Source organism: Streptomyces achromogenes (assembly GCF_030816715.1).
GTDB classification, from domain to species: Bacteria; Actinomycetota; Actinomycetes; order Streptomycetales; family Streptomycetaceae; genus Streptomyces; species Streptomyces achromogenes_A.
The window spans coordinates 5,852,530-5,878,262 of the sequence record NZ_JAUSYH010000001.1; the positions used below are offsets into that span (position 1 = coordinate 5,852,530).

Below are 25,733 nucleotides of genomic sequence, written 5' to 3' on the forward strand. Positions count from 1 at the left end.
CGGGGTGCGCCCCCTCGTCCGGCGGACGTCGCCTCCGTGCGTCCCCGTGAACTCCGCGCTCGCCGGCGACGACTCGACGCCCCGCGCCGAGGGCTCGTACAGTGCCCGCCCGCCACGCGCCCGGCACCCCCCGCCGGAGCAGTGATGATCGCCCACAGCGAACGGGACGGGTTCCGGGGAACATTCGGGGGCTCACGTGCATTGAGTCGGCATAGCTCAACTTGACTGCCGAAGGGGAGATCATGGCATCGACGTCCGCTCCGCTCACTCTGCCCGTGCTGCCTCTCGATGACGAGGTCGTGCTCCCCGGCATGGTGGTTCCGCTGGACCTCAACGACGCCGACGTACGCGCCGCGGTGGAGGCCGCCCAGGCCGCCGCCCGTTCAACACCGGGCAAGCCCCAGGTACTCCTGGTGCCGCGTATCGACGGCACGTACGCGAGCACCGGTGTGCTCGGCACGATCGAACAGGTCGGCCGGCTGGCCGACGGCGACCCGGGCGCGCTGATCCGCGGCCGCGGCCGCGTGAAGATCGGCGCCGGCACCACCGGGCCCGGCGCGGCGCTGTGGGTCGAGGGGACGAAGGCCGACCAGACCGTCCCCGAGCCGCTGCCCGGTCACGTCGCCGAACTGGTCAAGGAGTACAAGGCGCTCGCCACCGCCTGGCTGCGCAAGCGCGCCGCCTGGCAGGTCGTCGACCGGGTCCAGGCCATCGACGACGTCTCCGCGCTCGCCGACAACTCCGGCTACTCGCCGTTCCTCACCACCGAACAGAAGGTGGAGCTCCTGGAGACCACCGACCCGGTGGCCCGGCTGAAGCTCGCCACCCAGCAGCTGCGCGACCACCTCGCCGAACAGGACGTCGCCGAGACGATCGCCAAGGACGTCCAGGAGGGCGTCGACAAGCAGCAGCGCGAGTTCCTGCTGCGCCGCCAGCTGGAAGCCGTCCGCAAGGAGCTGCGCGAGCTCAACGGCGAGCAGGAGGGCGAGGAGTCCGACGACTACCGCGCCCGCGTCGAGGCCGCCGACCTTCCGGAGAAGGTCCGCGAGGCCGCCCTCAAGGAGGTCGACAAGCTGGAGCGGTCCAGCGACCAGTCGCCCGAGGGATCCTGGATCCGCACCTGGCTGGACACCGTCCTCGAACTGCCGTGGAACGAGCGAACCGAGGACCGGTACGACATCCAGGGCGCCAAGTCCGTCCTCGACGCCGAGCACGCGGGCCTGGAGGACGTGAAGGAGCGCATCACCGAGTACCTGGCGGTGCGCAAGCGCCGCGGCGAGCGCGGTCTGGGCGTGGTCGGCGGCCGGCGCGGCGGCGCCGTCCTGGCCCTCGTCGGCCCGCCCGGCGTCGGCAAGACGAGCCTCGGCGAGTCCGTCGCGCACGCCATGGGCCGCAAGTTCGTCCGCGTCGCCCTCGGCGGCGTCCGCGACGAGGCCGAGATCCGCGGCCACCGCCGTACCTACGTCGGCGCGCTGCCCGGCCGGATCGTGCGGGCGGTCAAGGAGGCCGGGTCGATGAACCCGGTGGTCCTCCTCGACGAGATCGACAAGGTCGGCTCCGACTTCCGGGGCGACCCGGCCGCCGCCCTCCTCGAAGTGCTCGACCCGGCGCAGAACCACACCTTCCGCGACCACTACCTGGAGGTCGAACTCGATCTGTCGGACGTGGTGTTCCTGGCCACCGCCAACGTGCTCGAGGCCATCCCGGAGGCGCTGCTCGACCGTATGGAGCTGGTCCGCCTGGACGGCTACACCGAGGACGAGAAGGTCGTCATCGCCCGCGACCACCTGCTCCCGCGCCAGCTGGAGCGGGCGGGCCTGGACAAGGACGAGGTCACCCTCGACGAGAGCGCCCTGCGCAAGCTCGCCGGCGAGTACACCCGCGAGGCGGGCGTGCGCACCCTGGAGCGGACCGTCGCGCGGCTGCTGCGCAAGGTCGCGGCCCAGCACGAACTGGGCGAGCGGAAGCTGCCGTTCACCATCCGTGACGAGGATCTGCGCGCCCTGATCGGCCGGCCGCACCACGTGCCCGAGTCCGCCCAGGACCCGGCCGAGCGCCGGACCGCCGTGCCCGGTGTCGCGACCGGTCTCGCGGTCACCGGCGCGGGCGGCGACGTCCTGTACGTCGAGGCGTCGCTGGCCGACCCGGAGACGGGCGCGGCGGGCCTGACCCTGACCGGTCAGCTCGGCGACGTGATGAAGGAGTCGGCGCAGATCGCCCTCAGCTTCCTGCGCAGCCACGGGGCCGAACTGGAGCTGCCGGTGGGCGACCTGAAGGACCGGGGCGTGCACATCCACTTCCCGGCCGGCGCGGTCCCCAAGGACGGCCCGAGCGCCGGCGTCACCATGACGACGGCCCTCGCGTCCCTGCTGTCGGGTCGGCTCGTCCGCACGGACGTGGCGATGACCGGCGAGGTGTCCCTCACCGGCCGGGTCCTGCCGATCGGCGGCGTGAAGCAGAAGCTGCTCGCCGCGCACCGGGCGGGCGTCACCACCGTGATCATCCCCAAGCGCAACGAGCCCGACCTGGACGACGTCCCCGCGGAGGTGCTGGACACGCTCGACGTCCACGCCGTCACGGACGTCCGCCAGGTGCTGGAGCTGGCGCTCGCGCCCGCCGCGAACGGTGCGACGCCGGAGGTTCCCGTGGCGGCGTGACGGACGCCGTGGGAGAGGCGGGGGCCCGGAACCCGTGGGGATGCTGTTGCGGCTTCCCCATGGGGACCGGGCTCTCGCCGTGCCCGGCGGCGGCCCTGCGAGCCGCCGTCGCCCGGGGCCTGCGAAATACTGAGGAGCTGCGCCGATGGCAGCGACCGGAGACAAAGGGCAGAGGTGCTGACGTGCACGAGGACACAGACGGCGACGGACGCGGGGACGAGTCCGGCGCGCCGTCGCGCGCCGTGGAGCGGGACGACCGGGAGTTCCTGTCCCTGGAGCGGGAGCTGACCGTGCTGTTCCGCCGGGCCCGCGCCAACCAGGGGGAGATGGCCCGCGAGGTCCATCCGGACCTGGAGTCCGCCGCCTACGGGCTCCTCGTCCGGCTGGAGGAGTGCGGCCGGCAGCGGGCCACCGAGCTCGCCGGGTACATCGGCGTCGGCAAGGCCACCATGTCGCGGCAGCTGCGGGCCCTGGAGCAGCTCGGCCTGGTCGCCCGTGCCCCGGACCCGGCGGACGGCCGGGCCTGGCTGGTCGACCTCACCGAGGAGGGCCGCACCCGGGTGAGCCGGGTCCGCGAGGCCCGCCGTGAGCGGTACGTCAGCCACTTCTCCCACTGGGACCGCGGCGAGGTCGAGGAGCTGGCGCGGCTGCTGCACCAGCTGAACCGGGGCATGGAGAAGTAACCCACCGGGTCCGGCCCTGGGCCGCCGGGCCGCCGGGCCGTCGGGCCGGCGTGACCGCCGTGACCGCCGTGACCGGCATGGCCAGGGGCCCGGCGCGGGACCCGGTCACGGCCGCACGCACACCACCGTCGCGTCGTCGTGGGTCTTCGCCCGGCCGAGCAGGGGCCGTCCGGCCGCCTCGTCCGCCCGCTCCAGCTCCCGCACCCGCCCCACGAGGGTCTGCGCCCCCTGCTGGTCGACGAGGGCGAACAGGTCCTCCCAGCCGCCCTGGCGGAACACCTCCGTCCAGCGCCCGGCCCCGTCCGACAGGGCGGCCAGCGAACGGACCTCCCCGCGCGGCACGGACCCCGTCACCGCGCGGGCCGCCACCGCCGGGTCGGCCGCCGCCGTGAAGAAGCCGCCCTCCCGGTTGCGCAGCGTGCCGTCGACGACGTCGGCGCTGCGCAGCAGGGCGCGCGGCACCCGGGCCAGCCGGTCGTCCCGGACGGCGGTCACCGCGCCGCCGGGCGAGGCGAACAGCAGCGTCGCGTCGCACAGGACCAGGTACTCCACGGTCCGCGGCGACCAGCGCGCCAGGACCGCCGTCGCCTGTGGCGTGCGTGGGTGAGAAAGGTCACAGGTTTCCGCATGGGCCTCGGCGGTGCGTGCGATGGCGAGGGCGAGCGCCTCGGCCAGCGGAACATCCATGAGCGAAACGGTCAGTTCGGTCAGGGCGCCGCCCAACCGTGCCGTGAACCAGGGGACCGAATGCAGACAGCCCCCGCCGCCCCGCGGCGGAGTCACCCCGTCCAGGAGGACGAGCGAACCTCCCTGCCCGGAGGCGGCGAGCCCGACACTCGCGAAGTCCTCGTTGGGACGGGCCCGATCGCCGGCCTCCGACACAAGTTCCGTACGCATCCGGCCAGTCTGCACGAGCCCTTCACAGCCTCCGCGAAAGGCTGGCAACACACCCTGAACGGGTACGCCGCCGCAGGTCAGACGCCTGTTTTGGGCGGGAATGAAGCACTCCGGGAAGGCGTGTCGGCGAATACTGCCAAAGCCCGCCGCCCACGTCCAACCGGACGGCCGGGCGGGGTTGCCGCACGCGCCGACGGAACTTGCCCGCCAACTCCCCTCCGATGTTCACTCCTTCGGGTGGCGGGGCGAGCGATGCGCGGCCCCTGCCCACCGGCACTGGGAGGGTCGGGAGCCGTACCGGACGTAGGCGTCAGTTGACAGAACGTCACATCCGGCCCCTGGAACACGAGTCAGGAATGCGAGCACCGGTGCAGAAGACGCGGCCTCGGCGTACAGGCAGGCAGACGGCCTCCGAGGGGGGCGCGGAGCGCACCCCCGTCGGCAAGGGCCGTCCGACCCATGTGCGCAACCGGCTGATCGTCGCGGTGGCCGTGGTGGCCGCCGCCATCGCCGGCGCCGGCGCCCCCTCCGTCCTGGCCGCCTCCGGCCGGCTGAAGGACTCCCAGGACCTGGTCACCCTGGCCGAACAGACCCAGGACGCCCTCGCCCTCGCCCAGTCCCTGGCGGACGAGCGCGACGAGGTCACCGTCTACGTGGCGGCCGGCCGCGCCAAGTCCAGGGCCCCGTCCACGCAGAGCAGCACCAAAGTGGACCTCCAGGTGCGCGAGCTGACCGCCGGGACCGACGTCTCCGCCGCACTGCGCGCCGCCCTCGCCGGGATCCCCGCCGCGCGGCAGTCGGCCCTCACCGGCAAGAGCACCGCGCTGCAGGCGCACCAGGACTACTCCGAGGCGATCGCCGCGCTCCATGTGCTCGTCGACCGCCTGGCCGAGGACACGCCGCCGCGCGCGGGCTCCGGCGCGTACGCCCTCGCCGAACTCGACACCGCCGTCCAGCAGGCCTCCGCGACCCGCGGACTGCTGCTCGCGGCGCTCAGCGTGCCGACCAGGACCGAGACGGACTACAACCCCGTCACCGGCCGGACGAGCACCGAGAAGGTCTCCAGCGACGCCGACGCCGAACAGCGCGACGCCCTCACCGCCGCCGCACAGCAGGCCCGGCTGCGTTCCGACGCGGCCCTCGCCGACTTCCGCGAGGGCGCGCCCGAGGAGACGCTGGCCTCCTACGACTCCACCGTGACCGGCGGCGACGTCGACACCGCCGAGGCCTACCTCGCGTCCCTCACCGACCAGCCCAGGCTGAGCGACCGCGAACTCGACACCGGCGTCAGGAAACTGGACGCCGCGCTCTCCGGCCGCGTCGACCTGATGCGCGGGGCCGAGGCCTCCCTGTACGGCCACCGCGCCGAGGACCTCGCCCGGCTGCGCGACGACGACGTCACCGGCCTGGAGATCCGCGTCGCCGTCCTCGGCGCGCTGATGCTGCTCGCCGTCGCCGTCGCCACGGGCATGGCGCGCAGCCTCACCCGCCCGCTGTCCGTGCTGCGCCGCGGATCGGCCAGGCTCGCCGGGGCGGAGAACCCGGCGGCCGAGGAACCGGTCGCGTTCACCGGCCGCAACGACGAGTTCGCCCAGGTCGTGCGCTCCGTCAACGCCCTGCACGAGCACGCCGTCACCCTCCACGAGCGGGTCGCCACGCTGGAGTCCGACCGCAAGCACCTCGTCGGACAGCGCCAGCGGATGGCCGACGCCCGCGAGGAGCTGAGCGCCGAACTCGGCGACGCGGCGGCCCAGCTGGACGGTCTGCGGGACAGCATCAGCGGCACCTTCGTCAACCTCGCCCTGCGCACCCTCGGTCTGGTGGAGCGCCAGCTCGCCGTCATCGAGGGCCTGGAGGAGCGCGAGCAGGACCCCGACCGACTGGCCACCCTCTTCAAGCTCGACCACTTCGCCACGGTCATGCGCCGCCACAGCGAGAACCTGCTGGTGCTGGCCGGCACCGAGCACGTCCAGCAGCACGCGGGCCCGATCCCGCTGGTGGACGTGGTCCGCGCCGCGGTCAGCGAGATCGAGCGCTACGAGCGCGTCCGGATCTCCGCGCTCCCGCCGCACGCACACGTGGCGGGCTTCGCCGCGGACGACCTCTCGCACCTGCTGGCCGAGCTGATGGAGAACGCCACCTCGTTCTCCCCGCCGGACCTGCCGGTCGAGGTCTCCGGCTGGCTCCTGGAGAACGGCGAGGTCATGCTCTCCGTCCAGGACGAGGGCATCGGGATCACGGACGACCGGCTGAGCCAACTCAACGCCCGCCTCGCCGAGTTCGACCCCGAGACGCCGTACGACCAGGAGGGCGAGGACGGTCTCGGCCTCGGCCTGTACGTGGTGGCCCGGCTCGCCCACCGGCACGGGGTGCGGGTGCGGCTGCGCGAACAGAAGCAGGGCGGAGTGGCGGCGGTCGTCGTCCTGCCGGCCCCGCTGCTGGCCGCCGCCCCGGCCGCCGCGATCCCGGCGACGTCCCCGGCCTCGGCCGGCACCCAGGGCTTCACCCTCCCCGGCGCGGACGCGGAGGCCAACTCCAACGTCCTGCCCGGCCGTTCGCCGTCCGCGGACCCGCTGGTCGCCCTGGCGGAGCAGGCGGTGCGCGAGGCCCGGACCCCGGCGGAGCAGCCGCCCGAGCCCGAGCCCGCCCAGGTGCCGGCCCCCGAGTCCCTGCCCGCGCCCGAGTCGGCGCCGACGCCCGAGCCGGCGCCCGAACCCACGTCGACGCCGACGGCGGAGCCGGTGGCGCAGCCGCCCGCCGAGAGGCCGGCCGAGACGACGATGGAACTCCTGCTGCCGAGCCCGCCGGACTCGCCGGAAGCGGGGGAGGAGAGCGCCCGGTGGCGCGACGACGACCCCGCACCCGCCGGGGAGGCGCCCGCCGGACCGACCACCGGACCGGCGTCCGCCGCACCGTTCCTGCCCGGGGCCCGACCGGCACCGGGCACCACCCCCGACAGCACCCCCGACCCCGACACCGCCCTCGACAACGACACCGCCTTCGGCACCGAGGCCGAGGCGGAGCACACCCGCACCCCCGACGCCCCGGAAGAGCTCGTCACCGACAAGGGCCTTCCGAAGCGCACGCCCAGGATCACCGCACCCGCACAGGCCCCGCGCCAGCGGACCGCCTCCGTCGACGCGGACGCCCTCCGCCGCCGTCTGGGCGGCTTCCGCCGGGGGGCGGAGGCCGGCTACCGCGACGTCGAAGCGGAGATCGCCGAACGAACGGGCCAGAACCGGGTCCCGTCACCTTCCGCGGAACCGAACGCACCGCACCCAGCAGCTCAAGAAGCACACGCACACGCCGAAGAAGACACGGGGGGCACAGTCGAGGAGGCAAGCAGTTGACCGCGCCCAGTACCTTCGGACTGAGCAGTGAAGCCCGTAACCTGCACTGGCTGTTGAGCAACCTCGTGGAGGAGGTCCCCGGCATCCGGTCCGTCGCGGTCGTCTCCTCCGACGGCCTGCTGCTGCTCTCCTCGGACCCCGGCCGCAACGCCGCGGCCCGGCAGGCCAGGGAGAGCCGGCCCACCGGACCCCGCGGGTCCTCGGCGGACCTCGCCACCATCGTCTCCGGCATCGGCAGCCTCACCATCGGGGCGGCCAGGCTCATGGCGTTCGGCGGGGTGAAGCACACCATGGTCGCCATGGAGGAGGGCAGCCTCTTCGTCATGTCGATCAGCGACGGCTCGCTCCTCGGCGTGCACGGCTCCGCCGACTGCGACATGAGCGTGGTGTCGTACCACATGGCCCTCTTCGTGGGCCGCGCCGGACATGTGCTCACCCCGGAACTCCGCAGCGAACTACGGCAGTCCCTGGAATCCGAGACGACCGGGAGTCTGCGATGAGCACGGGCCCGAAGAACGTCAGGCAGCAGCTCCCCGTCCGTGGCGGCGACCGCAAGCCGGCCCGGGTGCGGCCCTATTCGCTCACCGGCGGCCGTACCCGCTTCGGGCACGTCCTCCTCGTGGAGACGTTCGTGGCGGCACTCGAGGCCCCCGAAGAACGGCGGGAGCTGACGGGAGGGTCGCTCAGGTCCACCGTCATGCCCGAGCTGCGGGCCATCGTCGAACTGTGCCGCCGGATGCGCACGGTGGCCGAGATCGCCGCGCTGCTGAGGATGCCGCTCGGCGTGGTCCGGGTGCTCCTCAGCGACCTCGCGGACCAGGGAAAGATCCGTGTGTACGGCACCGGTACCGCTCACGGTACGGGCCGTCCCGACCGCGCTCTGCTGGAAAGGGTGCTGAGTGGACTCCGTCGTCTCTGACGCCGCCTCCTCCCCCGGCGTCACCCCCGTCGTCGAACCCGACGAACCCCTGCAGCCCTGGCAGACCGACCGCACCCGGGCCCCCGTCGCCACGAAGATCGTGGTGGCGGGCGGCTTCGGAGCCGGCAAGACCACCCTGGTCGGCGCCGTCTCGGAGATCGAGCCCCTCCAGACGGAGGCTCTGATGACCCGGGCGAGCGAGGAGACCGACGACCTCACCGGCACCCCGGAGAAGGTCACCACCACGGTCGCCATGGACTACGGCCGGCTCACCCTCGACGACGACCTGGTGCTCTACCTGTTCGGCACGCCGGGCCAGCAGCGGTTCTGGTTCATGTGGGACGACCTGGTCCGCGGCGCGATCGGCGCGGTCGTGCTGGCCGACACCCGCCGTCTGAAGGACTGCTTCCCCGCGCTGGACTACTTCGAGAGCTGCGGCCTGCCGTACGTCGTCGCCGTCAACCACTTCGACGGCAGTGACCTGTTCGAGCCGACGGACGTGCGGGAGGCGCTGACGGTCCCCCCGCACATACCTGTCATGATCATGGATGCGCGGCGCCGGATCTCGGTGATCGAGACCCTCCTGGCCCTGGTGGGCCACGCGCTCGACGAAACCCCCGAGTAGTCCTCATTTAGGAGCCATCCCCGCATGCGGAAGATACTCGTCGTCGGAGCCGGCCAGTCCGGACTCCAGCTCGCCCTCGGCCTCCAGTCGCACGGGTACGAGGTCACCCTGATGTCGAACCGGACGGCGGACGAGATCCGCTCCGGCCGCGTCATGTCGACGCAGTGCATGTTCCACACGGCCCTGCAGCACGAGCGGGACCTCCAGCTGAACTTCTGGGAGCAGCAGGCCCCGAAGATCCAGGGCCTCGGCGTCTCGGTCGCCGCCCCGGGCTCCCACGACCCCGGCCCCACCCAGCGCGCGATCGACTGGCTGGGCCGGCTCGACGGTTTCGCCCAGTCCGTCGACCAGCGCGTGAAGATGGCCGGCTGGATGGAGACGTTCGCCCAGCGCGGCGGCCAGCTGGTGATCCACGGCGCGGCGGTCTCCGACCTCGACTACTTCTCCCGCGCCTACGACCTCGTCCTGGTCTCCGCGGGCAAGGGCGAACTCGTCCAGATGTTCGGCCGGGACGCCGAGCGCTCCCCCTACGCCGAGCCGCAGCGCGCCCTCGCCGTCGCCTACGTCCACGGGCTGGGCCCGCGCCCGGAGCACCCGGACACCGAAGCGGTCCGCTGCAACCTGGTGCCCGGCGTCGGCGAACTGTTCGTCATGCCGACGCTCACCACCTCCGGCCGCGCGGACATCCTGTTCTGGGAGGGCATACCCGGCGGGCCCCTGGACGTCTTCAACGGCGTCAAGGACCCGGCCGAGCACCTCTCCCTGACGCTGGAGCTCATGGAGAAGTTCACGCCCTGGGAGTACGCGCGGGCCACCAGGGTGGAACTGACGGACGCGGGCGGCACGCTCGCCGGCCGCTACGCCCCCACGGTCCGCAACCCGATCGGCCGCCTTCCCGGCGGCGGCCTGGTGCTGGGCGTCGCGGACGTCGTCGTCGCCAACGACCCGATCACGGGCCAGGGTTCCAACTCGGCCGCCAAGTGCGCGGCCGCCTACCTCGCGTCGATCCTCGAGCGCGGGGAGAAGGAGTTCGACGAGGAGTGGATGCGCGCCACCTTCGACCGGTACTGGGACACCGCGCGGCACGTCACCAAGTGGACCAACGCGATGCTGGCCCCGCCGCCGGAGCACATCGTCAACCTGCTGGGCGCGGCCGGGCAGCTGCCGCCCGTGGCCGATCGTGTCGCCAACGCCTTCAACGACCCGGCGGACTTCGAGAACTTCTTCTACGAGCCGGCGAAGACGGGCGCCTATCTGGCGGAGGTCACCGGGGCCTGAGGCACTGGCCGGCGGGAATTCACGCAACGGCGGTGAGCGGGCCCGGTCACGGTGCCATACTCGCCCGATGCCGTTTCTTGAAGACAAGTTTACCGGCCTGCATCGTGTCGGAAGACGTTCCTTCGACGAGACCGAGCGCAACTTCGTCGGAGTGAACGGCCCGCACGTCCTGCCCCACAACGAGACCGGAGTCATCGGCTGGGGCACCTCGTGGCGCATGCAGGGACATCTGCTGATGGCCCGGCGAACCGGTCGGCCCGACTACGCCGAGCGGCTCGCGCACCTCATCGACCAGGTCCTCCTGGCGCGCGACGATCTGCGGGGCGTGAGCGACTTCCGCGGCCGCGGCCTGCCGGTGTGGAGCACCGCCCACAAGTTCACCGCCGCCTCCGTCGTCCTGCACGACACGGACGACCGGCCGGCCCTCGAGATCACGGTCTGTCCGCCGCACGCCAGGACCGCCAGAGTCGCCGTCCACCCGGACGGCGACCGGCACTTCCGCATATCCGTGACCGGACCCCAGCGGACGGACGTCGAGGTGGCGGGGCTCAGCCTCGACCCGCTGGACGAGCGTCGCGCGGACCGGGTCCTGTACGCCGCGTACGAGCAGCGCACGGCGGTCACCGCCCGGCTGTTGCCGTCCGACCGGCCGGGACGCGGCCCCCGGCGGCCGCGTCCCGGCACCTTCGCCGTACGGCCCGCCATGGTCTCGCTCGCCGCCCAGACCGGCATGATCACCTACCCCATGGCCGGACTCGCCCGACTCGCCCGCGAACGCCCGGAGTCCGTGCCCGCCGCGGTGCGCGGCCGTATCGACGGTTACCTCGAGGCGGTGGACCGGGCGATGCGCGTCCACGACGAGCAGTGGGGCACCACCGACGACGGGCGCGGCTTCTACCGCTGGCTGCCCGACGAGCCGGTCTCCTTCGCGGGCGCCGAGCTGCCCACCAACGAGTTCCTCGCCATGGGCCGGACCGCCGTCCAGCTCGCCGTGGTCACCGGCGAGGCCCGCTGGCGCGACCGGGCCACCGCGATGGCCCGGGCCCTGCACGGCGACCTCACCGTCTCCGACGGCGCGGCCGTCTGGCCGTACTGGCCCGGCTTCGGCCGCGTGTACCAGGGGTGGGAGGCGACCGGTTCCGCCAAGACCGACGGCTCCGACGTCCGCCCCTCCTACCGCGCGGTCACCGTTCCCGAGGACGTCACACACGCCCTGATCGACATCGACTTCCTCTGCCTCTACCACGACGCCCCCGGCCTGCCGGAGGTCTTCACCGAGGCCGACATGCGGGCCGTGGCGAACACCTTCACCCGCAACGTCGTCGAGCGCCGCGGCCGCGGCCGCGCCCCGCGGATGCGTCACGACGTCGGCGGCGAGGGGCGCCGCGGCACCGACCGTGAACAGGCCCACGTCGCCGCCTGGCTCCCGCTGCGCCGCTGGTCCCGTGAGGTGCCCCGGCTGGTCCGCGCGATACGGCCGGTCACGCCGCCGCCCCCGCTGATGGGCGTGGACTCCTACTGCGCGGCTCTCCTGACGTCCTGACCCGCCGTGGCGCCCGGCCGATGGGGCGGGCCCGCCGTCGCCGTGCCGCGGGCCTCCGGCGGTGCGGAGCGCCGCGGGGACGCCGCCCGCCGGTCCGGGCGCACCGCCCCCAGCACCGGATGCGACGCGATCGGCGAGACCTTGACCCTCTCGCCGGTCCTCGGCGCCTGGACCACCCTTCCCCCGCCCAGGTACAGCGCGACGTGGGTGGCCTCGGGAAAGTAGACCACCAGGTCGCCGGGGCGCAGCTCCCTCAGCGGCACATGCGGCAGGCGCGCCCACTGCTCCTGGCTGGTGCGGGGAATGGGCGTCCCGGCGTGACCCCAGGCCTGCGACGTCAGGCCCGAGCAGTCGTACGATCCCGGACCCTCCGCGCCCCAGACGTACGGCTTTCCGATCTGCCGCACCGCGTACCGGACGGCCCGCTCGCCCTCCTTCGAGGGCTTGCGGTCGTCCGCGCCGAGCGCACCGGACGCGACCAGCCGCTGCTGCGCCTGCGCGACGCCGTCCTCCTCCAGTCTCTCCAGAGCGGCGAGCTGGTCGGCGGTGAGGGAGGCCAGCAGCTTCTCGACGGCGGCCAGCCGCCCCCGTACGGCGTCGCGCTCCTTCTTCTTGCGCGCCGTCAGGGTGAGTTGTGCGTCGAGGGCGGCCCGCGCCCGGCGCGCCAGCCCGTCGGCCCGGCGTTCGCCGCTCGTCAGCCGGCCGACCGCCACGGCCCGCTCGCGCGCCAACTGCCCGATCAGATGCCCCTGGTCGAGGGCGTGCTGCGGATCGCGGGCGAGCAGCAGGCGCAGGTACGGGGAGATGCCGGTGCTGCCCTGGTACTGCTGGCGGGCCAGCCGGCCGGCCGCTCCCCGGCTGTCGTGCAGCGACAGCCGCGCCCGCACCAGGCCGGCGTCCAGCCGCCGGGTCTCGGCGCGCCGCCGCGCGAGCTGCTCCTCGGTGGCGTTGTAGGCCTCGGTGACCCGTTCGGCCTCGCGGTAGAGCCGCTGAAGCTCCGTCAGCAGCTCCGCGGCGGTCCGCTCGCCGCCGTCCTCCGCTTCTCTCGAGCCGCCTCCGCCTCCGTCGCCCTCGTCCGCGCCGCCCAGAACGTCGTCGTCCGCCCCGTCCGCCTCGCCCGTGCCCCCGTCGGCGGCGGCCTTCTGCGCCTCGGGGGCGGGGGGAGTGTTCCGGTCGGGGGGCGCGGGGGCGGTCGCCGTCGGTCCGCCCGGTTCCGGGGGCTCCTGGGCGGCCGCGGCGTATCCCGGGGCCAGCACGGTCTGGGCGGCGAGCGCCGCCGTGGCGACCGTACAGGCCAGACGCAGCAGTCTTCCTGACACGCCATCACCTCCGCTGCGGGGTGGCCCCTCCATCCCGCAGGGCGAGCTTCGGACGGATCCGCGCGGTCCGCGCGCCGAGCGTGCGCGGTTCGGCGCAACGGGGTCACCCGTCGGCGTCGTCCCGCCGTCCGTCCGGCGTGGCGTCGGGCGTGGCGTCGCGCGTCGCTTCCGGCGTGCCGCCGGCCGCGGGGCCGGACGTCGCGTCGGGTTTCGACCAGGGCCAGCGCGGCCGTCCGCTGTCCTTGCCCTCGGGATCGAACGCGTACTTCCAGCCCTGGGGCAGCCCGAGCCGCTTGCTGTGGCCGCGCGGCACCCGCCGGTAGACCAGGACGGTGGGCGGGCCGCCGGCCGGGTCCGGGACGGGGATGCGGTACGTCTTCGGCGGATGCCCCGTCGGGCCCAGCAGCACGGGCAGCACCCGGCCGTCCATGGGACCGCCTTCGAAGGGGGTGTCTTGGCTCTTCACGCCACCAGTGTCGATCAGGTCTCCGCGGCCAGCGCACCCCGGACCAGCTCGGCGGTCTGCGCGTCCCGGGCCGCGGTCACCATGAGGACGGCGACGAACTGGTCGACCAGCCAGTCCCGCAGCTCGTCGGCGGGCGGCTGTTTGTCCTCGTCGAGCCAGATCAGCGAGGCCGCCTCGACCGCGGTGATCCACATGCGGACGGTCATCCGCAGCCGCGGTCCGGGCTCGGCCACCGCCAGGTGGCTGTAGATGGCCTCGGCGGCGGCCCGGCGCACGCCGTCCACGATGGCCGTCGTCCGGGACGTCTCGACCACGCTGCCGCCCTGGAGGAGGGCGCTGAAGCCGGCGTCGTGGCGGCCGACGAAGGTCAGATAGCGGTCGAGGACGCGGGCGAGGCGGGGGAGGAGGGGCCCGTCGTGCGGCTCGTCGAAGCAGTGGTGCAGCTCGTCGGCGGCGGAGCGCAGGGCGGCCTCGTAGAGCTGCTGCTTGCCGCCGGGGAAGTACCGGTAGACGAGCGGCCGGGAGACCCCGGCCGCCTCGGCCACGTCGTCCAGCGAGACGTCCTCGGGGACGCGGTGCGCGAACAGCGAGAGCGCGGCCTCCAGCAGCTGGCTGCGGCGCTCCTCCACGCTGAGACGACGGTAGGCGGGGGCGGCGGGCGTCATGACGTGCAGCGTAATCCGTTGCCCCCGGGGCCGCGCCTACGCCAGCAGTCCGGACGACCGCCACAGCCGGCGTCCGACGCCGCGCAGCACCCCGATGTCGTCCAGGAAGTCCGTCAGCCGCTTCGATCCCGTCTGCATGATCTCCCGGCGGTGCCCGCTCGCCCGGACCTGCGCCATGGCCTCCCGCCGGTCCAGGCCGACGTTCGTGTAGACCTCCGGGTTCACGAAGGCCACCGAGAACACCCGGGCGAACTCACCCGACGTGACCCTGGTGAACTCCTGGGACCAGCGCGGGGCGGTCATCATCTGCCGGCGCAGCTCCTCGCGGGCGTAGCGCACGTGCCGGGCCTCCTCCACGACGTGGATCCGGGTGACGCCCCGGACCAGCGGCTGGACCCGCTCGTCCGGGAAGGTCAGCCGCTGCATCCAGTCGAGGACCTCCTCGCCGAGCAGCGTCGCGGTGAAGGAGCCGGGGGTGGTGGAGATCGTCTTGAAGACCCGGCCCAGGTTCTGGTGGGCGCGGCTCACCGGGTACCAGGGCGTGTCGCCGTGCGAGATCAGCCGGGCGAACATCTTCGAGTGCCGGCACTCGTCCTCGATCTCGGTGAGCGCGTACCGCACGTGTGCGCTCGTCGCCGCCTTGTCGTAGATGTGCCGGACGAGCAGCTGCATGAGGATGATCTCGAACCAGATCCCCAGCGAGGCGAGCGCGGCGGCCTCGTGCTGGGACAGCAGGATCCGCTGCTCCTCGCCCATCCGCCGCCAGAGCGGCGTGTCGTACAGCGACACGAGCTCCGGCGGCCAGAACCACTTGCCCTCCTCGAAGGGGGCGTCCCAGTCCAGCTCCTGGTCCGGGTCGAAGGAGTGCTTGGCGGAGGACGCGAGCAGCCGCTCGGCCACCTGTTCCCGGTCCTTGAGCAGGCCCAGCGCGTCCCGCAGCCCTTCCACCGCGTCGGCATCCGTGAGGGTCGTCATGCACTTATGAGACTGCTTGTCAGCAAGCCCGTCAATCCCCTGCGCGGAATTGCCCGCACCGGGCAGCCGAGGTGCTCCGGCGCCGCGCACGCCGTCAGTCGAGCACCGCCTCCATCACGGCCCGCGCGATCGGGGCCGCCATCCCGCCGCCGGTGATGTCCCCGCGGCGCGCCGACCCGTCCTCCACCACCACCGCGACGGCGACCCGCGGCTCCATGTCCCGCACGTCCTGCGCCCAGGAGACGAACCAGGCGTAGGGGATGCCGGCGTTGCCGAGGCCGTGCTGCGCGGTGCCCGTCTTGCCGCCGACGATCGCGCCCGGGATCGCCGCGTTCACGCCGGTGCCCTCCCGCACCACGTCCGTCATCAGCTCGCGCAGCCGCCGCGCCGTCGAGGGCAGCATCGCCTGCCGCGACGGACGGGAGCCGGCGGTGGACACCGTGGCCCCGCCCCGCCGCGTCGTCCGCTCCACCAGGTACGGCGTGCGCACCTGACCGCCGTCGGCCACCGCCGCCGACACCATCGCCATCTGCAGTGGAGTGGCCCGCGTGTTGTACTGGCCGATCGAGGACAGCGCCAGCTGCGCCCGGTCGAGCGAGGTGTCGAAGGTGCTCGGCGCGACGGCGAACGGGATCCGCACGTCCAGGTCGTTGAAGCCGAAGGCCTGCGCCGTCCGGGTCATCGGGGCCAGGCCGGTGTCCACGCCGAGTTTCGCGAACACCGTGTTGCACGACCACTCGAAGGCGTCCCGCAGCGGAGCGTCCTCGCAGCCGTCGCCCTCGTTGGTCAGCCGCGTCCGCGTGCCGGGCAGCCGGTAGGGGGCGGGGGAGTCGGTCGCCGCGTCCAGGTCGGTGATCACCCCCGCGTCCAGCGCCGCCGCCGCGGTGACCACCTTGAACGTCGAACCCGGCGGATACGTCTGCCGCACCGCCCGGTTGAGCATCGGCCGGTCCGGGTCGCCGTTGAGCCGCGCCCAGGCCCGCTCCGTGCGGGCGTCGTTCCCGGACAGCGCGGCCGGGTCGTACGACGGACTCGACACCAGCGCCAGCACCCGGCCCGTCGACGGCTCCACCGCCGCCACCGCGCCCTTGCGCCCGTCCAGCCCCTCGAACGCCGCCCGCTGGGCCCTCGGGTTCAGCGTGGTCACCACATCGCCGCCGGCCGGGCGGCCGCGGGTGACGTCGTCCCACAGCGGGAACGAGGCGAGCAGCGGGTCCGAACCGGAGAGCACGCCGTCCCCGCTGTGCTCCAGGAACGTCGTCCCGTACACCTGCGAGGCGAAGCCCGTCACCGGCGCGTACAGCGGCCCGTCGAGGTACGTCCGCTCGTAGCGCAGCTGCTCGCCGGTGTCCCGGGAGCCGGTGACCGGGACCCCGCCGACCAGGATGTCGCCGCGCGGCTGGGCGTAACGGGCGATGGCCGCCCGCCGGTTGGCCGGGTTGCCGTCGTAGGCCTCGGACCGGACGACCTGGACGCGCGCGGCGTTGACCAGGAGCGCCGCCAGCAGCAGGGCGCAGAACGCGGCGGCGCGCCGGATGTGCCGGGTCACCCGGGCCTCCGCGAGGTGTGGGGTGAGGTGTGCGGTGAGGTGGTGTGCGGTGAGGTGTGGTCGGCGCCTCCGCCGCGCGCCTCGCCGAGCCCTTCGCCGAACTCTGCGCCGAGTCCTCCGCCGAGCCCTTCGTCGCTTGCGCGGGGGCGCGCCTCGGGGGGTGCGTCGTCGCGTGCTTCGGCGTGCGTTCCGTGTCCCGTGTCGCCGTGTGCCTCGGGGCGCGTCCTGTCGTACGGCCGCCGCGCCGAGTCGCTGACCCGGATCAGCAGCGCCACGATCGCCCAGTTGGTGACGACCGAGGAGCCGCCCTGCGCCAGGAACGGCATCGCCATGCCGGTCAGCGGGATCAGGCCGGTCACCCCGCCCGCGATCACGAACACCTGGAGCGCCACGATCGAGGCGAGGCCGGCCGCCAGGAGCCGTCCGAAGGGGTCGCGCAGCGACAGCCCGGCCCGGAAGCCGCGCTCCACCAGCAGCCCGTACAGCAGGAAGAGTGCCGACAGCCCCGCCAGGCCCAGTTCCTCGCCGGCCGTCGCCAGGATGAAGTCCGACTTCGCGGCGAAGCCGATGAGGACGGAGTGACCGAGGCCGAGCCCGGTGCCGAGCATCCCGCCGGCCGCGAAGGAGAACAGCGACTGCGCGAGCTGGTTGGGGCCCTGGCCGGCGTCGATGGAGGCGAACGGGTGCAGCCAGTCCTCGACCCGGCTGTGCACGTGCGGTTCGAGACGGCCGACGGCGACCGCGCCCAGCGAGGCGAGCAGCAGGCCCACGGCGATCCAGCCGGTGCGGCCGGTGGCCACGTAGAGCATCACCACGAACAGGCCGAAGAAGAGCAGGGAGGTGCCGAGGTCCCGTTCCAGCACCAGCACGCCGACGCTCAGCAGCCAGATCGCGACGATCGGGCCGAGCACGCGTCCGGTCGGCAGCTGCATGCGCGTGAAGCGCCAGATCCGCCGGCCCGCGTACGTCAGCGCCGTGCGGTTGGCGGCCAGATACGCGGCGAAGAACACCGCCAGCAGCACCTTGGCGAACTCGCCGGGCTGGATGGAGAACCCGGCGACCCGGATCCAGATGCGCGCCCCGTTCACCGGTGGGAAGAGGACCGGGAGGGTGAGCAGGGCGAGCGCCGCAACGACGCAGACGTACGCGTACCGCTGCAGCACGCGGTGGTCGCCCAGCACGGTCACCACCACGATGAACAGGCCCACCCCGACTGTGGACCACACCAGTTGGGTGGGCGAGGCCCGGTCGCCGGGCGTCTCCAGGTCGAGCCGGTAGATCAGCACCAGGCCGATCCCGTTGAGCAGCACCGCGATGGGCAGCAGCAGCGGGTCGGCGCACGGGGCGCGCCACCGCACCGCGAGATGCGCCAGCAGCGCGAGGACCCCGAGCCCGGCGCCGTAGCCGGCGGCGCCGGGCGGCACGGCGCCGAGCTTCGCCAGGCCGACCGCGCAGTAGCCGTACACCGAGAGCAGGACGGCCAGGACGATCAGGGCGAGTTCGACGCCACGGCGCCGGGGGAGGCCTGCCGCGGGAGCGGGCGCGTCGGCCGCCACCACGGTGGTCCCCGCTCCGACTCCGGTTCTCGTCATGTCCGGAACTTACCTAAATGTGGCTGCTTGTGAGCCGTGCCGGGCGGTCGTGTCAGCACCGGCGCGGCGGCGCGCCGATGGTCTCGATGTAGCGCGCCGAGCCCCAGGCCCAGGTGCCGTCCGTCAGGAGGTACCACTGCGCGTTGCCCTGGACGTCCTGACCCGAGGTCCGGCAGAAGATGGAGACGATGTCCCCGCGGTGGACCACCCGGATCACCTGACTCGCCCGGGTGGGCGCACTGCGCAGCAGCAGTTCGCTCGCGGTCACGCGCCCGCGCGAGCGGCGGCCGTCGTTCTGGCCCCCGGACTGGTTGCCGCCGGACTGCCACTGGTTGCCCCCGGACTGGTTGCCTCCGGACTGCCACTGGTTGCCGCCGGACTGGTTGCCGCCGGACTGCCACTGGTTGCCGCCGGACTGGTTGCCGCCGGACTGGCTGCCGTTCTGGTTGGCACCGGACTGGTTCCCGTTCTGGTTGCCGCCCGACTGCCACTGGTTGCCGCCCGACTGGTTGCCGCCGTTCTGGTTGCCGTTCTGGTTGCCGCCGGACTGCCAGGGGTCGTCGCCGCCCCCGGGCTGCCAGTCGTCGCCGCCGTCACCGCCACCGCCGCCGCCGGACTGCCAGTCGTCGCCGTCGCCGCCCTCGTGCCGCCAGTCGTTCGTTCCGCCCTGCTGGGCGTGGACGCCGTCCCCGCCGTCGGCGAGTGCCGGGGTGACGGCGGCGGAGGCGGCGAGGGCGCCGGCTGCGGTGACCACGGCGAGACGGGTCAGGGTGGAACGCAGGGACATGGCGATACCTCCACGAAGAGGGTGAAGCTGACTTATCGCCACACTAGGAGCGGTTCGTGCTCGCCGCCCGTCACGCTGCGCCATCGGGGAGGCCGCTCGCGGCCGGAGGCGTCTGAGGCAGCGTCAGGGTCGCCACCGCGCCGCCGTCCGCGGCGTTGGCGAACGTCAGCCGCGCCCCCAGCACCTCCGCCTGTCCCACCGCGATCGTCAGACCGAGTCCATGCCCCTTCGCCCCGCCCTCGGTGCGGAACCGCTGCGGCCCGTGGGTGATGAGGTACTCCGGATAGCCGTCCCCGTGATCCCGCAGGGTGACCATCGGCCCGTTCACCGTCAGCACGACCGGCGCCCGTCCGTGCCGGCGCGCGTTGGCCAGCAGATTCCCCAGCACCCGTTCGAGGCGCCGTCGGTCGGTCTCGACGCGCGCGTCCCGGACGACGGTGACCGCGATGCCGGCCGTCGGGCCGCGGGAGCCGCCCGAGCCCCCCGGACCACCCGAGCCGCCCGGACCATTGCCGGCAGGCGTCCCGCCGGCCGCACCCGAACCACTCACGCCCCTCGAACCACCCACGCCGCTCGAGCCGTCCGAGGCCTCCGCCGTCCGTACGACCCGCATGACCAGCGCCGTCAGGTCCTCGGCGTCCAGCTCCAGCCGCTCCCGTCCGGTGTCCAGCCGGGAGATCTCCAGCAGGTCCTCGGTGAGTGTGCGCAACGCCGCCACCCGGTCGCGCACCAGCTCCGTCGGCCGTCCCGGCGGCAGCAGTTCGGCCGCCGCGTGCAGCCCGGTCAGCGGGGTCCGCAGCTCATGCGCCACGTCGGCGGTGAACCGCTGCTCGCTCAGCAGCTTGCCCTGCAGCGAGGACGCCATCGAGTCCAGGGCGACGGCCACGATGCCCACCTCGTCCCGCGGCCGGCCCGGCTCCCTCGCGCGCGGGTCGTTCACACGGGCGTCCAGATCGCCGGCGGTGATCCGCCGGGCCACCTGCGCGGTGGTGTGCAGCCGCCGGGTCACGCGGGTCACCGCGACCGCGCCGACCAGCAGCGTCGCCCCGATCGCCAGCGCCGACGACCACAGGATCGCGGTGTCCAGCGCCTCGATGGTGCGGGCGCTCTGCGAGTAGTCGACGGCGACCGCGAGGGCCCGCCCGCCGTCCACCGGGCCCGCCGCCCACATCGTGGGCCGTCCCTCGCGGTCGGCGACGATGGTGCCGCGTTCCCCTGCCGCCGCCAACGCCCGCAGCGAGGCGGGCAGTCCCGGCGGGTCGACGCGCGCTCCCCACCCGAGCGTGTCCCCGGCCTCGAACGCCGCCGTCGCCTCCTTCAGCCTGGACAGCGCGAGGTCGCGGGCCTGGCCGACGGTCTGGTTCGTCACCGACACGTGCACCAGCACACCGAGCAGGGCGGCCAGCGCGCAGCACATCACGGTGATGAAGACGGCCGCCTTCACGGCGAGCGTGCCGGCCCAGGAGGGCATCCCCAGCCTCATCGGCCGCTCGCGGAGGAGGCGGCGGGGGAGTCGGAACCCCGGTCGGAAGAGGGCGCCGACGAGGTCGTGGGGGAGGCCGTCGGAGGGGTCGTGGCTCCCGGGGCGGGAGCGGAGGCGGACGACCGCGGGGTGTGCTTGCGGCCGCCGATGCGCAGCATCTCGTCGTGGGTGAGCAGCATGGCCTGCTGCTGCTGGTCCCAGGTCCACTGCAGGCGGTACTCGTACCCGGCGACCTCCGAGGGGGCGCGGATGATCACGGACCGGGCGGCCAGCTCGACCCCGCTGACGGCGTCCTCGTAGCCCATGATCTGCACGAGCCGGTTCTCGCGGACGGTGTAGACGCGGACCGCCGTGAGGTTCCCGGGCAACTGCCGGAAGCCCAGCGTCATGTCGTCGTGACCGTCACCGGTGAGGTCGCGGTAGTACGCCCTGAGGACGGGGCACTCGGCCGCCTTCGCGCCGCTCCTGCCGCAGTCCGCCATCCGGCGGGCCGTCTCCGCGTACGCTCCCGCACCGTAGTCGCCCGGATTCCGGGCGATCTCCCGGCGGACCACCGAGACCGGGTCCACCGCCCGGATGTTCCCGCCGGGCACGGTGACGCCCCGCACCACCTCGGTCTCCACCTCGCCGATGTCGAAGGCGGGGCGGGAGGCGGGGGTCAGATCCGGCCAGAGCCGGTCCGGGCTGATCGCCGTCGGCGTGGCGCCCGCCCCCTTCAGTTCCCCGGCGTCCCCGCAGCCCACGACGACCGAGCCCAGCAGGACGACGGCGACGGCGGCGAGCGCGAACCGGGCGTTCCGGCGGACCGGTCCGCCGGAACGCCCGGGACCGTCGACAGGACCGCGCGGGCCGGACGGACCGGGACCGCTCGGGCCGGGGCCGGACGGACCGGGGGTGCCGGGGTCGGGGCCGGACGGACCGGGGGTGCCGGGGTCGGCGGGACGACTGCGGAACACGGGACTCCTGTGACCCCTCTGGCCTACGACCGGTGGCGATGGCGGTGACGACGATGACGGGGAGGGTGGCGGTGGCGATGGCGATGGCGATGGCGATGACGGGGACGATGGCGGGGACGGTTCCGACGACGATGACTACGGGCCTGCGACCGGCGTCGACGCCGGCCCCCGGGCACACCTTAATTCGTAAGGAAGTCCGTTTTGCGTACCGGTAGGCCGGAAGGGTGAGCCGACGCCGAGTCGGTGCCGAGCCGCTGCCGAGGCGCTGACCACGGGAGAAACGATTACTCGGCCAATTCCTCGAGCAGTCGGGCCGTCGGCAGTCCCGCGCGCAGGTACTCCACGAACAGCTCGTTGTGCAGGGCCCACGGCGAGCGCCGTGACCGTATCAGCCGGATCGCGTCGTCGGCCGAGCGCCCCTGGAGCATCAGCGCGTGCGCGACGACCAGCCCCGACCGGTTGTAACCGCTGTAGCAGCGCACCAGGACCGTCCGCCCCGCGTCCAGCGCGTCGCCCGCGGCCTGCGCCAGCCGGATCACCCCGGCGAGCTGGGTGCCGTCCAGCGGTCCGTCGGGAATCGGCCACACATGGTGCTCCACACCGGGGCCGGGCCCGTGTCCCGGCCTGGCCCGGGTCAGCGTCTGGACGAGATCGAACCCGTCCCGCACCACGGCGAGCTCCCGCTCTCCGGAACGCCCCCGGAACCCATGGCCGCCCATCCACAGCCCGGGCACGATCTCACTCCACGGACGATCCGGTTCCGGTACGTCGGGTCGCTTCCTGCGAGTCCGCAACGGCACCTCCCCAAACGCGGTGCCCGGTCTCTGCCCAACTCACTCCACGGGTAACCGCCTTCTTGCCCCGGAGCGTCCCTCCTGTTCCCATGGTCGTGGGGTGATGGTGCATGAACGGACTGCGCGTCATACCGACCTGGAGGCATGGCCGGGAGCGGCTCTACGTCTGCCTCACGGACGGCAGGAACATCGCCTGGTACGACCGTGAGGCGGCCAGGATCAACCTGGTCTCCGAAGATCGCAGGGAGGACGTCCTGGAGGTCCTCGGCCCCTTCGTCACCGGCCCGGTCACGGTCGGCCCGCCCCCCGTCCCCACACCCGCCGAGCTGGCCCGGCTCGCCCTTCACCCGGACGACGACCTGGCCCCCAACCGCCCCGGCGAGGCCCTCCTGGTCGACCTCGACCGCGACCCCGCCCACCGGCTGCGCACCGACCCGCGCCGGCGATCCCTCGCGGCCGAGCAGACGGTCGGCGAGGCGCTGGACCGACTCGACGGCGCGGGCTGGCACACGCTGCACTCCCTCCCGCTCCCGGGCGGCGACCGGCTCCATCACCTGGCCATCGGTCCGGCGGGCCTGTTCGCCGTCCACACGCTGTACGCCCGTAGGCATCGGGTGCGGATCGCCGATCCGGTGGTCGGGCTGGGGCGCCGCGAGCCGGAGCCCCTGCTCCGCAGAATCCGGGGCGACGCCGACCGCGCGTCTCACGCCCTCACGGCCGAGGTCCGTCCCGTACTCGCCCTGGTGGGCCCGACGGACGTCGCCTTCACCGGCCCCCCGCGCCAGGTCCGCGTCCTGACCGACACCGACCTCCCCGACCTGGTCCGCCTGGGCGGAGTCCTCAAACCGGCGGACGTGGAGGCCCTCCACGCGATGGCCAGAGACCGCAGAACCTGGTCAGAAGTCTGACCCCACCTGGTCAGAAGCCTGCACCCACCTGTTCAGAAGCCTGCACCCGCCTGGTCAGAAGCCTGCACCCGCCTGTTCAGCTGCACCCACCTGTTCAGAAGCCTGCCCCCCCACAGCAGCCAGGCCCCACTCCTTCGGCCCGCCCGGCGTCCGTAGGGCCGAAAACCTCACGGCACCACCCCCACCCGTCCCTCCTCGAACAACGCTCCCGACAGGTCCCCGAAATCCCGCACCCGCGCGGCGACATCCCCCGCGAAGAACGTGAGCGCCCCCGCCGACCCGCACTCCTCCACCTCCTCCCAGGTGACCGGAGCCGACACCGTCGGCTCCGCCCGCGCCCGCAAGGTGTACGGCGCGGCCGTCGTCTTGCGCGCCGCGTTCTGACTCCAGTCCACGAACACCTTCCCCGGCCGCAGACTCCGCGTCATGCGATGCAGCACCAGCCGCGGAGCGGCCTGTTCCGCCTCCACGGCCAGCCGCTTGGCGTACTCCGTGACCCGTTCGGACGAGGCGCCCCGCACCGCCGCCAGCAGATGCAGCCCCTTGGATCCGGAGGTCTTCGGAAACGCCTCGATGCCGTCCTGCGCCAGCCGCTCCCGCAGCCACACGGCGACCTCGCAGCATTCGACGACCGTGGCGGGCGCGCCGGGGTCGAGGTCGAAGACGAGCCGGTCGGCGGTCTCCGGCTCCTGGATCACCCACTGGGGCGTATGGAACTCGGTGACGAGATTCGCCGCCCACACCAGACTCGGCAGGTCCTGCACGACCACCATCCGGGCCGGCCCCTCCGACCGCGGCACCTCGGCGGTGGTGACCCAGTCGGGCGTCCCGGGCGGCACGTTCTTGGCGAAGAAGACCTGGCCGCCGGGCCCGTCCGGGTAGCGCAGGAAGGACAGCGGCCGGTCCCGCAGATGGGGGAGCAGGACGTCCGCCACGGTCGCGTAGTAGTGCAGCACCTCGCCCTTCGTGAAGCCGGTCGCCGGGTACAGCACCTTCTCCAGGTTGCTGAGCGCGAGCCGCCTGCCCTCCACTTCGGTGATCGGCGTCATACCATGAGAATCACACAAAACGCCTGATACCACCTCATGCCATTCACGCTCGGTCGGAAGGTGCTGCACGTGAGATCCATCTGGAACGGCGCCATCTCCTTCGGCCTCGTCAGCATCCCGATCAAGCTGGTGAACGCCACCGAGAACCACTCGATCTCCTTCCGCCAGATCCACACGGAGGACGGCGGCCGCATTCGCTACCGCAAGGTCTGCGAGCTGGAGGAGCGCGAGGTGACGTCGGCGGAGATCGGCAAGGGCTACGAGGACGCGGACGGCACGATCATCCCGATCACCGACGAGGACCTGTCCCACCTCCCGCTCCCGACCGCCAAGACCATCGAGATCGTGGCCTTCGTGCCGGCCGACCGGATCGACCCGCTCCAGATGGACGCCGCCTACTACCTCCAGGCGGGCGGTGCCCCGGCGGCCAAGCCGTACACCCTGCTCCGGGAGGCCCTGAAGCGCAGCCACAAGGTCGCGATCGCGAAGTACGCCCTCCGTGGCCGTGAGCGCCTCGGCATGCTCCGCGTGGTCGGCGAGGCGATCGCCATGCACGGCCTGCTCTGGCCGGACGAGGTCCGCGCGCCGGAGGGCGTCGCCCCGGACACCTCCGTCACCGTCCGCGACAACGAGCTGGACCTCGCGGACGCCCTGATGGACACCCTCGGCGAGGTCGACCTGGCGGACCTGCACGACGAGTACCGCGAGGCGGTGGAGGAGGTCGTCGCGGCGAAGGCGGCCGGCGAGGCGCCCCCGGAGGCCCCGGCCGCGCCGTCCAGCGGCAAGGTGCTGGATCTGATGGCGGCCCTGGAGAAGAGCGTCCGGGCGGCGAAGGAGTCGCGGGGTGAGGCCTCGGATTCCGCTCACGAGCCGGGGGCGGTCGAGAAGGCGGAGGTCAGACGCCTGCCCCAGCGCAAGTCGGCCGGCGCCGCGCCCAAGCAGACGGGCGGCAAGAAGTCGACGTCGACGGCGAGGAAGTCCACGGCCGCGCCGCGGAAGTCGACGGCGAAGTCCACCCAGGCCGCGAAGAAGACGACGGCGGGCGGGAGCACGGCCAAGAAGAGCGCCGCGAAGAAGACGACCTCGACTGCGAAGAAGGCGACGGCCGGGACCACCGCGAAGACGACCGCGAAGACGCCGGCCAAGAAGACGGCGAAGAAGGCGACGCCCCGCAAACGCACGGCCTGACCACCCGCCCCGCCCTCGGTGAGCCTCTGACCGGCCGACCGGCGGCCCAG

Annotated in this window: 22 protein-coding genes; 10 read left to right on the forward strand and 12 right to left on the reverse strand. The window is 73.4% G+C overall.

Annotated elements, in window-relative coordinates; translation table 11 throughout:
• The first annotated feature begins 242 nt into the window (after window positions 1–242).
• Both lon and QF032_RS26455 read left to right on the forward strand, forming a co-directional pair.
• Complete coding sequence (gene lon / locus QF032_RS26450; protein WP_307045863.1) at window positions 243–2,657, forward strand: endopeptidase La; 2,415 nt, start codon at window positions 243–245, stop codon at window positions 2,655–2,657.
• Window positions 2,658–2,839: 182 nt separating this feature from the next.
• A complete protein-coding gene (locus tag QF032_RS26455; protein ID WP_373430384.1) occupies window positions 2,840–3,340 on the forward strand; it encodes a MarR family winged helix-turn-helix transcriptional regulator in 501 nt (166 codons plus the stop codon).
• A gap of 105 nt (window positions 3,341–3,445) precedes the next feature.
• On the opposite strand, the gene QF032_RS26460 is transcribed toward QF032_RS26455, so the two are convergent.
• Complete coding sequence (locus QF032_RS26460) at window positions 3,446–4,237, reverse strand: hypothetical protein (protein WP_307045864.1); 792 nt, start codon at window positions 4,235–4,237, stop codon at window positions 3,446–3,448.
• A gap of 368 nt (window positions 4,238–4,605) precedes the next feature.
• Between QF032_RS26460 and QF032_RS26465 the strand changes: the two genes are divergently transcribed.
• The 6 genes from QF032_RS26465 to QF032_RS26490 all read left to right on the forward strand — a co-directional run bounded on the left by QF032_RS26465 (window position 4,606) and on the right by QF032_RS26490 (window position 11,952).
• Window positions 4,606–7,587: a sensor histidine kinase gene (locus QF032_RS26465; protein ID WP_307057731.1), complete on the forward strand. Its 2,982-nt coding sequence runs from the start codon at window positions 4,606–4,608 to the stop codon at window positions 7,585–7,587.
• Window positions 7,584–8,087 carry a roadblock/LC7 domain-containing protein gene (locus QF032_RS26470; RefSeq protein ID WP_307045868.1) on the forward strand — a complete coding sequence of 168 codons (504 nt, stop codon included), beginning with the start codon at window positions 7,584–7,586 and terminating at the stop codon, window positions 8,085–8,087. The genes QF032_RS26465 and QF032_RS26470 overlap by 4 nt, the downstream gene beginning before the upstream one ends.
• Window positions 8,084–8,506 (forward strand): DUF742 domain-containing protein, encoded by a 423-nt coding sequence (locus QF032_RS26475; RefSeq protein ID WP_306949309.1) that lies wholly within the window; start codon window positions 8,084–8,086, stop codon window positions 8,504–8,506. The genes QF032_RS26470 and QF032_RS26475 overlap by 4 nt, the downstream gene beginning before the upstream one ends.
• Window positions 8,487–9,131, forward strand: a complete 645-nt coding sequence (locus QF032_RS26480) for a GTP-binding protein (RefSeq protein ID WP_306949308.1) — start codon at window positions 8,487–8,489, stop codon at window positions 9,129–9,131. Before QF032_RS26475 ends, QF032_RS26480 begins: the two co-directional genes overlap by 20 nt.
• Before the next feature lie 24 nt (window positions 9,132–9,155).
• Window positions 9,156–10,409, forward strand: a complete 1,254-nt coding sequence (locus QF032_RS26485; protein WP_306949307.1) for a styrene monooxygenase/indole monooxygenase family protein — start codon at window positions 9,156–9,158, stop codon at window positions 10,407–10,409.
• 67 nt (window positions 10,410–10,476) lie between these two features.
• Window positions 10,477–11,952, forward strand: coding sequence for a hypothetical protein (locus QF032_RS26490; RefSeq protein ID WP_307057733.1), 1,476 nt, complete (start codon window positions 10,477–10,479; stop codon window positions 11,950–11,952).
• Here the strand turns inward: QF032_RS26490 and QF032_RS26495 are convergent.
• The 10 genes from QF032_RS26495 to QF032_RS26540 all read right to left on the reverse strand — a co-directional run bounded on the left by QF032_RS26495 (window position 11,925) and on the right by QF032_RS26540 (window position 22,538).
• A complete protein-coding gene (locus QF032_RS26495; RefSeq protein ID WP_307045874.1) occupies window positions 11,925–13,271 on the reverse strand; it encodes a C40 family peptidase in 1,347 nt (448 codons plus the stop codon). The two genes, QF032_RS26490 and QF032_RS26495, sit on opposite strands and share 28 nt — an antisense overlap.
• A 103-nt stretch (window positions 13,272–13,374) precedes the next feature.
• Window positions 13,375–13,737: a hypothetical protein gene (locus tag QF032_RS26500; RefSeq protein ID WP_307057735.1), complete on the reverse strand. Its 363-nt coding sequence runs from the start codon at window positions 13,735–13,737 to the stop codon at window positions 13,375–13,377.
• A 14-nt stretch (window positions 13,738–13,751) separates the two neighbouring features.
• Window positions 13,752–14,402 carry a TetR/AcrR family transcriptional regulator gene (locus tag QF032_RS26505; protein WP_306949303.1) on the reverse strand — a complete coding sequence of 217 codons (651 nt, stop codon included), beginning with the start codon at window positions 14,400–14,402 and terminating at the stop codon, window positions 13,752–13,754.
• 36 nt (window positions 14,403–14,438) lie between these two features.
• Entirely contained in the window at window positions 14,439–15,377 is a 939-nt protein-coding gene (locus QF032_RS26510) for an AurF N-oxygenase family protein (protein ID WP_306949302.1), read from the reverse strand.
• A gap of 94 nt (window positions 15,378–15,471) precedes the next feature.
• Complete coding sequence (locus tag QF032_RS26515; protein WP_307045879.1) at window positions 15,472–16,926, reverse strand: peptidoglycan D,D-transpeptidase FtsI family protein; 1,455 nt, start codon at window positions 16,924–16,926, stop codon at window positions 15,472–15,474.
• Entirely contained in the window at window positions 16,923–18,518 is a 1,596-nt protein-coding gene (locus QF032_RS26520; protein ID WP_307057737.1) for an FtsW/RodA/SpoVE family cell cycle protein, read from the reverse strand. The genes QF032_RS26515 and QF032_RS26520 overlap by 4 nt, the downstream gene beginning before the upstream one ends.
• Before the next feature lie 52 nt (window positions 18,519–18,570).
• Window positions 18,571–19,305 (reverse strand): SH3 domain-containing protein, encoded by a 735-nt coding sequence (locus QF032_RS26525; protein ID WP_307057739.1) that lies wholly within the window; start codon window positions 19,303–19,305, stop codon window positions 18,571–18,573.
• A 70-nt stretch (window positions 19,306–19,375) separates the two neighbouring features.
• Entirely contained in the window at window positions 19,376–20,788 is a 1,413-nt protein-coding gene (locus QF032_RS26530) for an ATP-binding protein (protein WP_307045884.1), read from the reverse strand.
• Window positions 20,785–21,744 (reverse strand): hypothetical protein, encoded by a 960-nt coding sequence (locus tag QF032_RS26535; RefSeq protein WP_373430385.1) that lies wholly within the window; start codon window positions 21,742–21,744, stop codon window positions 20,785–20,787. The genes QF032_RS26530 and QF032_RS26535 overlap by 4 nt, the downstream gene beginning before the upstream one ends.
• A 284-nt stretch (window positions 21,745–22,028) precedes the next feature.
• On the reverse strand, window positions 22,029–22,538 hold the full coding sequence (locus QF032_RS26540) for a protein-tyrosine phosphatase family protein (RefSeq protein ID WP_307045886.1): 510 nt from the start codon (window positions 22,536–22,538) through the stop codon (window positions 22,029–22,031).
• Window positions 22,539–22,648: 110 nt separating this feature from the next.
• Between QF032_RS26540 and QF032_RS26545 the strand changes: the two genes are divergently transcribed.
• Window positions 22,649–23,446, forward strand: a complete 798-nt coding sequence (locus QF032_RS26545) for a nuclease-related domain-containing protein (protein ID WP_307057741.1) — start codon at window positions 22,649–22,651, stop codon at window positions 23,444–23,446.
• A gap of 167 nt (window positions 23,447–23,613) precedes the next feature.
• Here QF032_RS26545 and ligD read toward each other — a convergent pair whose 3' ends face one another.
• Entirely contained in the window at window positions 23,614–24,495 is an 882-nt protein-coding gene (ligD, locus tag QF032_RS26550) for a non-homologous end-joining DNA ligase (protein ID WP_307045889.1), read from the reverse strand.
• Window positions 24,496–24,564: 69 nt separating this feature from the next.
• On the opposite strand from ligD, the gene ku reads away from it, so the two are divergent.
• Entirely contained in the window at window positions 24,565–25,683 is a 1,119-nt protein-coding gene (ku, locus tag QF032_RS26555) for a non-homologous end joining protein Ku (protein WP_444875774.1), read from the forward strand.
• Window positions 25,684–25,733: the final 50 nt, after the last annotated feature.